The sequence below is a fragment of the Glycomyces sp. NPDC047010 genome, assembly GCF_040644205.1.
GTDB lineage: Bacteria > Actinomycetota > Actinomycetes > Mycobacteriales > Micromonosporaceae > Glycomyces.
This window is the reverse complement of sequence record NZ_JBEYVY010000019.1, coordinates 45361-57362: the sequence shown is the minus strand read 5'-3', so window position 1 is coordinate 57362 and position 12002 is coordinate 45361. Positions and strand designations below refer to the sequence as shown.

General features: G+C 71.9%; 11 protein-coding genes. 9 read left to right on the top strand and 2 right to left on the bottom strand.

The annotated features are described in order from the left end of the window. Window positions 1–132: 132 nt before the first annotated feature. From AB0A65_RS26160 to AB0A65_RS26140, 5 genes are read left to right on the top strand one after another with little or no spacing between them, the layout of a single operon-like run. On the top strand, window positions 133–1095 hold the full coding sequence (locus tag AB0A65_RS26160) for an ABC transporter permease subunit (RefSeq protein ID WP_359955643.1): 963 nt from the start codon (window positions 133–135) through the stop codon (window positions 1093–1095). Beyond that, the gene (locus AB0A65_RS26155; RefSeq protein ID WP_359955640.1) at window positions 1095–1976 is read left to right on the top strand and encodes a carbohydrate ABC transporter permease; all 882 of its coding nucleotides are present in this window, start codon (window positions 1095–1097) and stop codon (window positions 1974–1976) included. Before AB0A65_RS26160 ends, AB0A65_RS26155 begins: the two co-directional genes overlap by 1 nt. Next, window positions 1976–2677, top strand: a complete 702-nt coding sequence (locus AB0A65_RS26150; RefSeq protein ID WP_359955637.1) for a rhamnogalacturonan acetylesterase — start codon at window positions 1976–1978, stop codon at window positions 2675–2677. The genes AB0A65_RS26155 and AB0A65_RS26150 overlap by 1 nt, the downstream gene beginning before the upstream one ends. Next, window positions 2659–3327, top strand: coding sequence for a DUF1961 family protein (locus tag AB0A65_RS26145; RefSeq protein WP_359955634.1), 669 nt, complete (start codon window positions 2659–2661; stop codon window positions 3325–3327). The genes AB0A65_RS26150 and AB0A65_RS26145 overlap by 19 nt, the downstream gene beginning before the upstream one ends. Further along, a complete protein-coding gene (locus tag AB0A65_RS26140) occupies window positions 3324–5930 on the top strand; it encodes a Tat pathway signal sequence domain protein (RefSeq protein ID WP_359955631.1) in 2607 nt (868 codons plus the stop codon). Before AB0A65_RS26145 ends, AB0A65_RS26140 begins: the two co-directional genes overlap by 4 nt. A 53-nt stretch (window positions 5931–5983) precedes the next feature. Here AB0A65_RS26140 and AB0A65_RS26135 read toward each other — a convergent pair whose 3' ends face one another. Beyond that, complete coding sequence (locus tag AB0A65_RS26135; protein ID WP_359955628.1) at window positions 5984–6457, bottom strand: Hsp20/alpha crystallin family protein; 474 nt, start codon at window positions 6455–6457, stop codon at window positions 5984–5986. 215 nt (window positions 6458–6672) lie between these two features. On the opposite strand from AB0A65_RS26135, the gene AB0A65_RS26130 reads away from it, so the two are divergent. The 4 genes from AB0A65_RS26130 to AB0A65_RS26115 all read left to right on the top strand — a co-directional run bounded on the left by AB0A65_RS26130 (window position 6673) and on the right by AB0A65_RS26115 (window position 11513). Next, window positions 6673–8682 carry a TPM domain-containing protein gene (locus AB0A65_RS26130; protein ID WP_359955621.1) on the top strand — a complete coding sequence of 670 codons (2010 nt, stop codon included), beginning with the start codon at window positions 6673–6675 and terminating at the stop codon, window positions 8680–8682. Window positions 8683–8734: 52 nt separating this feature from the next. Next, window positions 8735–9448, top strand: coding sequence for a PspA/IM30 family protein (locus AB0A65_RS26125; RefSeq protein WP_359955618.1), 714 nt, complete (start codon window positions 8735–8737; stop codon window positions 9446–9448). 101 nt (window positions 9449–9549) lie between these two features. After that, a complete protein-coding gene (locus AB0A65_RS26120) occupies window positions 9550–10536 on the top strand; it encodes a phosphotransferase (protein ID WP_359955615.1) in 987 nt (328 codons plus the stop codon). Continuing rightward, on the top strand, window positions 10536–11513 hold the full coding sequence (locus AB0A65_RS26115; protein ID WP_359955612.1) for an aminoglycoside phosphotransferase family protein: 978 nt from the start codon (window positions 10536–10538) through the stop codon (window positions 11511–11513). Before AB0A65_RS26120 ends, AB0A65_RS26115 begins: the two co-directional genes overlap by 1 nt. Here AB0A65_RS26115 and AB0A65_RS26110 read toward each other — a convergent pair. Continuing rightward, window positions 11510–11983, bottom strand: a complete 474-nt coding sequence (locus tag AB0A65_RS26110) for a DUF4188 domain-containing protein (protein ID WP_359955609.1) — start codon at window positions 11981–11983, stop codon at window positions 11510–11512. The two genes, AB0A65_RS26115 and AB0A65_RS26110, sit on opposite strands and share 4 nt — an antisense overlap. Window positions 11984–12002: the final 19 nt, after the last annotated feature.

Genomic DNA, 12002 nt, shown 5'->3' with positions numbered 1-12002 from the left:
TCACCCCGGGGGCGGCCACCTGTTCTGTCTGTTTATTAACGACTTGACCCCCCCCCTCGACTCCCCGCGGGGGGGGGCCCCCCCCCCCCCGCCCCCGCACCCCCGAACCCCCGAACCCCCAAGGAGACTGCGATGACGACCGCCCTCGCGGCCGACCGCGAACCGCCCCTCGCGCGCAGGCCCGGCCGCCTGCGGCGCCTGCGCAGGGACTCGGTCCGCTACCGCTGGCTGTTCCTGCTGATGCTCCCCGGCATCGTCTACTTCGCGCTGTTCCGCTTCTGGCCCATGTACGGCGCGCGGATCGCGTTCAAGAACTACATCCCGTTCCTCGGCATCGACGGCAGCGAATGGGTCGGCTTCGCCCACTTCCAGGCGTTCCTGTCCAACCCGGACTTCTCGCGGCTGCTCACCAACACGCTGGTGATCGCCGCGCTGAGCCTGCTCGTCGCGTTCCCGCTCACGATCGTGCTCGCGCTGCTGCTCAACGAGCTGCGGCTCCAGATCCTCAAGCGCACCGTGCAGACCCTCGTCTACATCCCGCACTTCCTGTCCTGGACCGTCGTCGTCTCGATCACCGCGCTGCTCTTCGCGATCGACACCGGCCCCCTGTGGACGTTCTTCGCGGGCCTGTTCGGGACCGACGCGAACATGCTCGCCGACCCCGACTGGTTCCGCCCGCTCGTGCTCATGCAGATGGTCTGGAAGGACACCGGCTGGGGCACGATCATCTTCCTCGCCGCGCTCGCGGGCGTCGACCAGGAGCAGTACGAGGCCGCGATCATCGACGGCGCGGGCCGCTGGCACCGCGTCCGGCACATCACGATCCCCTCGATCCTCCCCACGATCACGGTCCTGCTGATCCTGCACACCGGGCAGATCCTCAACACCGGCTTCGAGCAGATCTACCTGATGTCGAACTCGCTCAACCGGACCGTGGCCGACGTGTTCGACACGTACGTCTACTTCGCGGGCATCGAGCAGGGCGCCTACAGCTACTCCACGGCCGTGGGCCTGTTCAAGGCCATCGTCGGGCTGGTGCTCATCTTCGGCACCAACTGGCTCGCCAAGCGCTTCAACCAGCAGGGGATCTTCTGATGTCCACGACGCACAAGCGGTTCAACACCCCGGCCGGCCGCGCCTTCGACGTCCTCAACGTCGCGATGCTCACCGGCGTCGGCCTGCTGGCGATCCTGCCGTTCCTGTACGTGCTCGCCGGGTCCTTCGCGACGGAACTGGAGATCACGACCCGCCCGTTCTTCGTGTGGCCGAACGAGTTCACCACCGCCTCGTACGAGTCGATCCTGTCCTCGGACGTGTTCGTGCGCGCCTTCGCGACCACCGTGGTCGTCACGTTCGTCGGCACGTTCGTGCAGCTGGCCCTGACCGCGCTCATGGCGTACCCGCTCGCCAAGCCCGACCTCCCCGGGCGCCGCACGATCCTCGCCCTGGTCGTGTTCACGATGGTCTTCAGCGCCGGGATGATCCCGACGTTCCTGGTCGTCAAGGACCTCGGCCTGCTCGACACCTACTGGGCGCTCATCCTGCCGATGGCGATCAACCCGTTCAGCCTCATCATCATCAAGAACTTCTTCCAGCAGCTCCCCAACGAGCTCGAAGAGTCCGCGAAGATCGACGGCGCCAACGAGCTCCAGGTGCTCTGGCACGTCATCCTCCCGCTGTCCAAACCGGTGCTGGCGACGTTCGCGCTGTTCTACGCCGTCGGCATCTGGAACGACTACCTCTCGCCCCTGCTGTACCTGAGCGACACCAGCAAGTGGACGCTCCAGATGATCCTGCGGCAGGTCACCGCCGCGGCCTCCCTCTCGGCCGACGAGATGGCGACCGACGTGCCGCCCCCCGCGCAGGGGATCAAGTTCGCGGTCGTGATCATCGCGACCATCCCGGTGCTCCTGGCGTACCCGTTCCTCCAGAAGCACTTCGCCAAAGGCATGCTGATAGGAAGTGTGAAGGGCTGATGACGATCCACCTCGCCGGCGACTCCACCGTCGCCCCCACCGACGGCGGCGCCACCGCCGGACGCCCCGACCTGCCGCTCCTCGGCTGGGGCGACGAGCTCCAGCAGTTCACCGCCGAGCCGGTGCGCAACCACGCCAAGGGCGGCGCGACCACGCTGTCCTTCCGCGAGGAGGGCCGCTGGGACGCGCTCGCCGCCGAACTCCGACCCGGCGACACCGTCGTGATCCAGTTCGGGCACAACGACCAGAAGGAGCCCGAACTCCTCGCCGCCGACGGCGGATACCGCGAGCGCCTCGCCGCGTTCACCGCCGAGACCCGCGCCGCCGGGGCCCGCCCCGTCCTCGCCACCAGCGTCGAGCGCCGCATGTTCCACGAAGGGGCCCTTCGCCACTCGCACGGCCCGTACCCGGCCGCGGTGCGCGCCCTCGGCAAGGAGCTCGACGTCCCGGTCATCGACCTGACCCCGTTCACGCGCTGGCTGTACACCTGGCTCGGCGAGGGCGAGTCGGCCGCGCTGTTCGTCCACGGCGCCGCCGCCGACCTGCGCATCGAGGTCGACGAGAAGCTCCAGAAGGACAACACCCACTACACGACCGCCGGAGCCGCCGCGGTCGCCCGCTTCGTCGCCGAGCACCTGCACGTCCTCAATGGCGTCGGCGACGACCAGGAGCCCCTGGGTCAGTGGCTGGTCCGGCCGTGACCTACCGCAACCCGCTCGCCGCCCCGGCCGACCTCGACGGCTGGACCGCCGAGGGCCCCGCCGGGACCGCGCACGCCGACGGCGGCCTGGTCCTCTCCAGCACCGCCGACGAGGCGGCCCTGACGGCGGCCGGTCGCGGCGACCACGCCCACTTCACCCTCTGGTGCCCCGAGGTGTTCCCCGCCGACGTCGCCGTCGAATGGGACTTCAGACCCCTTGCTGGCGAAGGACTCGCGATGCTGTTCTTCGCCGCGACGGGCACCGAGGGCCGGGACCTGTTCGACCCCGCGCTCGCGCCGCGCACCGGCTTCTACCCGCAGTACCACTCGGGCGACATCGCCGCCCTGCACGTGTCCTACCTGCGCCGCAAGTGGCCGACCGAGCGCCGCTTCCGCACCTGCAACCTCCGCAAGAGCCCCGGCTTCCACCTCGTCGCCCAAGGCGCCGACCCGCTGCCCGGCCCCGAGGACGCCGACGGCCACTACCGTGTCCGCGTCGCCAAGCGCGGCCCGGAGGTGTCGTTCGCGATCGACGGCCTGACGCTCTTCACGTTCCACGACGACGAGCCGCTCGGCGCGGGCCGCATCGGCTTCCGCCAGATGGCCCCGCTCGTCTCCCACTACCGCGACCTTGAGGTGACCGCCCTGTGACCACTGTCGACGTCCCCCTGCGCTGGCTCGACGACGCCGCGCCCGACCTCGCCCTCGCGGGCGTCACCTGCGGCGTCCCGCTCGCCCCCGGCACCGTCGCCGACCCCGCTGAACTGTCCGTAGTGGACGACTCGGGCGCCCCGGTGCCCGCCCAGACGTGGCGGCTCGCCGCCTGGCCCGACGGCAGCGTCAAATGGGCCGGGATCGCGCTCGGCGCGGGCGAACCCGCGGACGGCTACCGGGTCGTGCGCGGCCCCGGGCCCGCCCCGGCGGCCCCGATCGCCGTCACCCAGACCGCCGATACCGTCGAGGTCGACACCGGCGCCGCCCGCATCACCCTGTCCCGCAACGGCACCGACCTCGTCCGTTCCATCCGGATCGGCGACGCCGAAGTCGCCGCCTCCGGCCGCCTCGTCTCCAGCCGCCAGGACCGCCCCGAACCCGACGTCCCCGGCCGCACGCGCGCCACCGGGCACGTCACCGGCTGCGAGGTCGAGCAGGACGGGCCGCTGCGCGCGGTCGTCCGCGTCACCGGCGTCCACCGCGAGGACTCCGGCCGCGAATGGCTCCCGTTCACCGTGCGGCTCGTGTTCGCCGCCGGGGCCGCGACGTTCCGGATCGTCCACTCCTTCACCTGGGACGGCGACCCCGAGCGGGACTTCCTCTCCTCGCTCGGCCTGCGGTTCACCGTGCCGCTGCGCGCGGACCTCCACGACCGCCACGTGCGCCTCGCGGGCGCCGACGGCGGCTTCCTGCGCGAGGCCGTGCGCGGCCTCACCGGCCTGCGCCGCGACCCCGGGCCTGACGTCCGGGCCGCGCAGCTCGACGGCCGCCCCGTCCCCGACCCGTCCACGTGGGACCGCGACGTGGAGCGCCTGTCGCGCTGGATCCCCGCCTGGGCCGACTACACGCTCCGTCAGCCGGGTGCCAACGGCTACGCGATCCGCAAGCGCACCGCCGCCGACCGGCCCTGGATCGACGTCGCCCAGGGCACCCGCGCCGACGGGCTCGCCTACCTCGGCGACACCTCGGGAGGACTCGCCCTGGGGCTCAACGGGTTCTGGCAGTCCCACCCCACGGGCATCGACGTCGCCGGTGCCGACACGGACGCCGCGACGCTCACCCTCTGGCTGTGGTCGCCCGACGCCGAACCCATGGACCTGCGCTTCTACCACGACGGCCTCGGCCAGGACACCTACGCCGACCAGCTCGACGCCCTGGAGATCACCTACGAGGACTACGAACCCGGCTTCGGCACCGCCCACGGCATCGCCCGCACCCATGAGCTCACCGTGACCCCGTACGCCGCCACGCCCCCGGTCGCCGACCTCGCCCGTCTCGCCCGCGGCACCGCCCTGCGCCCCCAGCTCGCGGCCGCGCCCGAAGCGCTCCAAGGCGTCCTCGGCGACTGGGACCTGCCCGACCGCGCCGACCCGGCGCGCGCCGCCCTCGAAGACCGGCTCGACTTCCTCCTCGACTTCTACGTCGGGCAGGTTTCACAGCGTTCCTGGTACGGGTTCTGGAACTTCGGCGACGTCATGCACGCCTACGACGCCGACCGCCACACCTGGCGCTACGACGTCGGCGGCTACGCCTGGGACAACTCCGAGCTCTCCCCGGACCTGTGGCTGTGGACCTCGTTCCTGCGCACCGGCCGCGCCGACGTCTTCCGCCTCGCCGAGCGCATGACCCGCCACACCGGCGACGTGGACGTCTACCACGCCGGCCCCTGGCAGGGCCTCGGCACGCGCCACAACGTGCAGCACTGGGGGTGCAGCGCCAAGCAGGTCCGCATCTCCACGCCCGCGTACCGCCGCGTCCACTACCTCCTCACCGGCGACGAGCACACCCGCGACCGGATGCTGGAGCTGCGCGACTCCGACGCCACGTTCCTCGCCCTCGACCCGACCCGCAAGGTGCGGGCCGACGCCGCGACCTACCGGCCCGAGCGCGGGGCGCTCGCGGTCGGCCTCGGCACCGACTGGAGCGCGCTCGCGGCGACCTGGCTCGCGGACTGGGAGATCACCGGGAACGAGCGCTCCCGCGACCGCCTCGTCGGCACGATGCGCGACATCGGATCGCTCCCCAAGGGCTTCTTCACCGGCGAGGCCCTCTACGACCTCGACACCGGCCGCTTCGACACCGGCCGCGACCGCGTCGCCGTCTCGCACCTCTCCGCCGTGTTCGGCCTGGTCGAGGTGTGCAGCGAACTGGTGTCCCTCATCGACGCCGGGCTCGTCGACGCCCCCGGGTTCAAGGACGCCTGGCTTCAGTACTGCCGCCTCTACCTCGCCGAGCCCGAGGTCCAGCTCGCCGAACTCGGGGTCGCCCCCGCGGGAATCCACCTGGAGCAGGCCCACTCGCGCCTCACCGCGTACGCGGCGCACCGGCTGGGGGACGACGCGCTCGCCGACCGGGCCTGGCGCGCCTACTTCAAGGGCGGCGAGTTCATGGGGGAGGACGCGTTCCGCACCGTGAAGATCCTCCCGCCGGAGGTCCTCGCCCCCGTGGACGAGGCCCGCACGCTCTCCACCAACGACGCCGCCCAGTGCGGCCTGGCGACCATCCAGAACCTCGCCCTCATCGGGCACCGCCTGCGCTGAGCCGGGCACGCGGAAGGCCCCGGATCACTCCGGGGCCTTCCGCTGTACTCGTACTACTCGGTCTCGGCGTCCTTCGCCTCGGCCTCGATCTCGACGGGCGCGCCCGTGACGGGGATGCGCTGCGCCGTCGGGGCGGGCTTGACCGCTCCGGTGACGCGCACCGTCAGGATGCCGTCGGCGACCTCGGCGCCCAGCTGCTCGGCCGCGATGCCCTCCGGGAGGGTGAACTCGCGGCGGAACGAACCGGCCGACAGGCCGCGCACCAGGTACCGGTCGCCCTCGGCGGACTCGCGGGCCTTGCGCTCGGCGGTGATGGACAGGCGGCGGCCTTCGAGCTCGACCGTGACGTCCTCGGCGCTGACGCCGGGGACCGCGGCGCGGACGACCAGGTCCTCGCCCTCGGTGTAGACGTCGGCGCGCAGGGAGTACTGCACGGCGCCGCGGCCGAAGCCGAGGCGCACGAGGCGCTCGAACTCGCGGTCGAACTGGCGGAACGCCGCATAGGGGTGCTGGTAGCGAACGATCATGGTGGTCTCCTTAGCCCTCTGCGTTAGCACTCTCGGGTGTTGAGTGCTAACGACCTATACGACGCCCGAGCCCCGCCGAATATTTCAGCCGTGACCGGCGTCACCGGGCTCGCGGGGTCCATCCCGGACCCGAGGAGTTCTCCAAAAGCGCCCGACCTGCGACGACGCACTCCTAGACTGACTTCGTTTCCGACCGAACGGGGGTGCGGTCCGCGATGACCCGCATGGGAAGCCGCACGGCTGCGGCCCTGACCGCCGCGGCGCTGGCCGCCGCCGCCCTCCTCGGGCCCGGCACCGCCGCGCGGGCCACGGCGCCGATCACCCTCTCCGGCCCGATCACCGACCAGGTCGGCGCGCTCGGCGACCGCACCGGCGACGTCCAGGACGCCATCGACGACCTCGACTCCTCCACCGGCATCGGCCTCTACGTCGCCTACATCGACAGCTTCGACTCCTACTCCCCGCAGACCTGGGCCGACACCAGCGCCGTCGACTCCGGGCTCGGCTCCGACGACATCCTCCTCGCCGTCGCCACCGGCGACCGCCGCTACACCTGGTCCGTCGACTCCGCGTTCCCGCTCTCGGACTCCCAGCTCAACGAGGTCGCCTCCAGCCTCATCGCACCGCAGCTCCAGGACGAGGACTGGGCGCAGGCCGCGATCGACGCCGCCGCCGGGTACGAGGCTGCCGCCAGCGGCGACAGCGTCTCCGGCGCCGCCTCAGGCACCAACTGGCTCGGCGTCGTCCTGTGCCTCCTCGTCGTCGCCGCGCTCGTCATCGGCGCCGTCGTCTGGATGCGCCGCCGCCGCAGGGCCGCCCCCGCCGCCGCGGGCAAGGGCGGCAAGCCCGTCGACCAGCGCTCCACCGAGGACCTCAACAGCGAGGCCAACCGGCTCCTGGTCGAGACCGACGACGCCATCCGCACCAGCGAGCAGGAGCTCGGCTTCGCCGTCGCCGAGTTCGGCGACGAGGCCACCGGCGGCTTCACCACCACGCTCCAGGGCGCGAAGGAGCAGCTGTCCCAGTCGTTCCGCATCCGCCAGCTCCTCGACGACGACAAGCCCGAGACCGAGGACGAGCGCCGCCGGATGCTCGCCGACATCATCGACCGCCTCACCAAGGCCAACGACGACCTGGACGCCGTCGCCGGGGACTTCGACGACCTGCGCGACCTCGGCCGCCGCGCCCCCGAGGCCATCAGTGCGCTCAAGGACCGCGCCGGGCGCATCGACCTCGACGCGGCCCGGACCGCACTGGCCGCCATGGGCACCGCCTACCCTGCGACCGCCGCCGCGACGGTCCGCGAGTTCCCCGACAACGCCGCCGACCGGCTCCGCTTCGCGCAGGAGCAGCTCGCCGAGGCGGAGGCCGCGGTCGCCGCCGACGACGGCGGGAAGGCCGCCGTCCTCGTCCGCGCCGCCGAGGAGGCCGTGGGCCAGGCCGAGCAGATGAGCCAGGCCGTGGTTCGCCGCGGTACCGAGCTCGACACCGCCGCCGCCCAGCTCCCCGGCGTCCTCGCCGAAGCGGAGCAGGACGCCGCCGAAGCAGAGCGCCTCGCCGGAGCCCAAGGGGGCCAGGCGGTCGCCGCGAAGGCCGCGAACCTGCGGGCCGTGATCGCCGACGTCAAGGCGCAGACCGGACCGGTCGACCCGCTCGCCGCCACCGGCCGCGTCGAGCAGGCTTCGCTCGACCTGGAGAACGAGGTCAGGACCCTCCAGGGGGCCGTGCAGAACGCGCAGAAGGCCCGCGCGCAGCTCCAGCAGATGCTCCTGTCCGCGCAGAGCACCGCCGCGGCCGTCGAGGACTACGTGACGACCAACCGCGGCGCCGTCGGCCCCGAGGCCCGCACCCGCCTCAACGAGGCGAAGCAGCAGCTCGCCCAGGCTCGCGCGCTCGCCGACACCGACCCGGTGCAGGCCCTCGCGCTGGCCCAGCGGGCCGACCAGCTCGCGAACGCCGCCGCGCAGCTCGCGCAGCAGGACGTCCAGGGCTACCTGGCCCCGTCCAACCCCAACAAGGGCTCGAACCCCATGGGCGGCAACGCGGGCGCGATGCTCGGCGGCATCCTCCTGGGCCAGATCCTCGGGGGCGGCGGACGCGGTGGCGGTGGCTTCAGTGGGGGCGGCGGCTTCGGAGGCGGGGGAGGCGGCGGCCACCGCCGCGGGCCCGGGTCGTTCGGCGGATCGGGCACCCGCGGGAGGCGAGGGGGTGGGGGCCGGTTCTGACATCCGGGCCGGAGGCCCGTCTTCCGCAAGCACTGTGAACCAAGGAGTGGACATGTCGAAGAAGCAGTCGATCTTCGGGAGGATCTCGCAGCTCGTCAAGGCGAACATCAACGACGCCATCGACAACGCCGAGGACCCCGCCAAGATGCTCGCCCAGATCGAGCGCGACTACAAGAACAGCATCGTGGACGCCGAGAACGCCATCGCCGAGACCATCGGGAACCTGCGCCTGATGGAGGAGGACTACGCCGCCGACCAGAAGGCCGCCGACGAGTGGGGCGCCAAGGCCAAGAACGCCAGCCAGAAGGCCGACCAGCTGCGCGGGGACGGCAACACCGCGGAGGCCGACAAGTTCGACAACCTGGCGAAGGTCGCCCTCGGCAAGCAGATCGCCGTCGAGAAGGAGATGTCCGACGAGGCGCCGCTCATCAAGAGCCAGCAGGAGGTCGTGGACAAGCTCAAGACCGGCCTGGGCCAGATGAAGGACAAGCTCACCGAGCTCCAGGCCAAGCGCTCCAGCCTCTCGGCCCGCGCGAAGACCGCCGAGGCGCAGAAGAAGGTGAACGAGGCGATCGGCTCCATCGACGTCATGGACCCGCTCAGCGAGGTCAGCCGCTTCGAGGACAAGGTCCGCCGCGAGGAGGCCAAGGTCCGCGGCCACCAGGAGCTCGCCATGTCCTCGCTCGACAGCCAGTTCGAGGCCCTCGACAGCGTCAGCGACGACGCCGACGTCGAGGCCCGCCTCGCGGCCCTCAAAGCGGGCTGAGGCGACAGCGGCCCGACGGCCCCGGAGCGCGGTGCTCCGGGGCCGTTCGGCGCCCTGGGAACGGTGTTGCGCGCGTGGAGTGGGGCCGCGAGAATGGCGTGATGTCTGAAGTCGCCATCCGCCCCCGCCTCGACCGCGCCGACGTCGAGCGGATCGTCCGCGACGCCCTCGGTGCCGACCTGGAGTTCACCGGCCACGAGGAGTTCAAGGACGGGTTCTTCAACGCCGCCCACGCCCTCGACCTCGCCGACGGGCGCCGCCTCGTCGTCAAGGTCGCCCCCGACAAGGGCCTCAAGCTCCTGAGCTACGAGGTGGACCTCATGGCGACCGAGATCGAGTGCTTCGAGCGGGGCCTCGCCGCCGGCGCCCCCATGCCGCGCGTGTGGCACGCCGACCCCGACGCCGGGGTCCTCGTCATCGACCGCCTCGAAGGCGTCCCGCTCTTCAAGGTCCGCAGCGAGATCCCCGCGGACCGGCTCCTGGCCCTCCGCAGGGAGATCGGCGCCCAGGCCGCCAAGTTCGCCACTGCCACCGGCGGGCACTTCGGCTACCCGCGCAAGAGCGGGAACACCATGGCCGACACGTGGTCGGACGCGTTCCTCGCGATGATCGGCGACGTCCTGGACGACATCGAGGAGCAGGGCACCGGCCTCCCGCGCCCCGTCGCCGCGATCCGCGCCTTCCTCGAAGGCGAGCGCGCCCTCCTCGACGAGGTGACCCGCCCCGCGCTCGTCCACTTCGACCTGTGGGACGGCAACATCTTCGTGCGCCGCGAGGGCGACGACTGGGCTTTCGAGGCGTTCATCGACGGCGAGCGCGCCTTCTACGGCGACCCGCTCGCCGAGCTCGTCTCGCTCCAGATGGTCCCCGAGGAGGAGTTCCCGGCCGCCGTCGAGGGCTTCCTGGGCCGCCCCATGACCGCGGGGGAGGAGCGGCGCCTCGCCCTCTACCGGACGTACATCATGCTCATCCTGGTCGCCGAGTGCAAGATCCGCGGCTTCGACGCCGAGGTCGAGGCGAACCAGCTCAAGTGGGCCTCCGAGACGCTCGAACGCGACTTCACCGCGTTCGGCATCGGGGAGTCCTGATGGAGGTCGCCGTCCGGCCCCGCCTCGACCGCGCCCGCGTCGAAGGGCTCGTGCGCGACGCCCTCGGGCCCGTCGAGTTCACCGCCCACGAGGAGTTCACCGACGGCTACTTCAACGCCGCCCACGCCCTCGACACCGCCGACGGGCGCCGCCTCGTCGTCAAGATCGCCCCCGACAAGGACCTCAGGCTCCAGCGGTACGAAGTGGACCTCATGGGCGCCGAGATCGACTGCTTCGAGCGCGGCATCGCCGCGGGCGTCCCCATGCCGCGCCTGTGGCACGGCGACGCCGACCGGGGCCTCATGATCATGGACCGCCTCGAAGGGACCACCCTCCTCAGCGTCCGCGACGGCCTGACCAGGGACGAGCTGCACGGCCTGCGCCGCGAGATCGGCGCCCTCAGCGCCCGCTTCCGCGACGTCACCGGCGAGCACTTCGGCTACCTCCGCCCGAGCGGCCGCACCGCCGCGGGCACCTGGTCCGCGGCCTTCGCGGCGATGACCGCCGACGCGGTGGCCGACGTCGCCGACGGGCCCGAGACCCCCGGGCTCCCGCTGCCGCTCGGCGTGATCGCCGCGAAGCTCAACGGGGAGAAGGAACTCCTCGACGAGGTCGACCGGCCGTCCCTCGTCCACTTCGACCTGTGGGACGGGAACGTGTTCGTGGTCCGCGAGGACGGGCGCTGGCGGGTCGAGGCGTTCATCGACGGCGAGCGCGCGTTCTACGGTGACCCGCTCGCCGAACTCGTGATCCTCAAGTTCAGCCCCGACGACGAACTCGCGCCCACGGTGGACGGCTTCCTGGGCCGACCCCTGACCGCGGGGGAGGAGCGGCGCCTGTCGCTGTACCGCGTGTACCTGTCGCTGCTGATCCTCGGCGAGCTGGGCGTGCGCGGATACCGGCCCGAGGACGCGGCGTTCTTCGCCGAGCGCGAGTACCGGTGCCTGGAAAGGGAGTTCGCCGCCCTCGGCTTCTAGTGGTGGTGGTGCTCGTGGTCGTCGGGGTCGGTGCGCGCGGCGGCCTTCTCCTTGGTGGCGCGCGCGAGTCCGAAGGGCGGCATGTTGAAGTACGAGGTCTCGTACGCGCCCGCGGGCACCTGGTACAGCTCGTGCCACAGGCCCACGTCGCCGTTGTCCTTGACGTTGCGGTTGAACCACTTCCAGAAGCCGCGGTGCAGCCGCTCCTGCGAGTGCGCGTACTCCTCCAGGTGGTCGCCGCTGCGCCAGTACTGGACGACCATGACGACGCGGCCGCTGAGGGCGAACCGGGAGTCGAGGAGCCCCAGCTCCGGGTCGGACGCCAGCTCCCGCAGGATCTTGCGGAGCGCGATGAGGACCGGCAGCCACCGGCCGACCTTCCACAGGCGGTTGATCCGCATGCCGCCGGTGAAGACCACGAGGTCCTCTCCGTAGTCGACCACGACGCGTCCGGGCCTGACCTTCGCCACGTGAGGACCTCCAGGGGGT

Bases quoted from the DNA above. Each gene is read 5' to 3' on its own strand.
- AB0A65_RS26160 (WP_359955643.1), top strand. From the start codon at position 133: ATGACGACCGCCCTCGCGGCCGACCGCGAACCGCCCCTCGCGCGCAGG.
- AB0A65_RS26115 (WP_359955612.1), top strand. From the start codon at position 10,536: ATGGAGGTCGCCGTCCGGCCCCGCCTCGACCGCGCCCGCGTCGAAGGG.
- AB0A65_RS26155 (WP_359955640.1), top strand. From the start codon at position 1,095: ATGTCCACGACGCACAAGCGGTTCAACACCCCGGCCGGCCGCGCCTTC.
- AB0A65_RS26150 (WP_359955637.1), top strand. From the start codon at position 1,976: ATGACGATCCACCTCGCCGGCGACTCCACCGTCGCCCCCACCGACGGC.
- AB0A65_RS26135 (WP_359955628.1), bottom strand. From the start codon at position 6,457: ATGATCGTTCGCTACCAGCACCCCTATGCGGCGTTCCGCCAGTTCGAC.
- AB0A65_RS26120 (WP_359955615.1), top strand. From the start codon at position 9,550: ATGTCTGAAGTCGCCATCCGCCCCCGCCTCGACCGCGCCGACGTCGAG.
- AB0A65_RS26130 (WP_359955621.1), top strand. From the start codon at position 6,673: ATGACCCGCATGGGAAGCCGCACGGCTGCGGCCCTGACCGCCGCGGCG.
- AB0A65_RS26125 (WP_359955618.1), top strand. From the start codon at position 8,735: ATGTCGAAGAAGCAGTCGATCTTCGGGAGGATCTCGCAGCTCGTCAAG.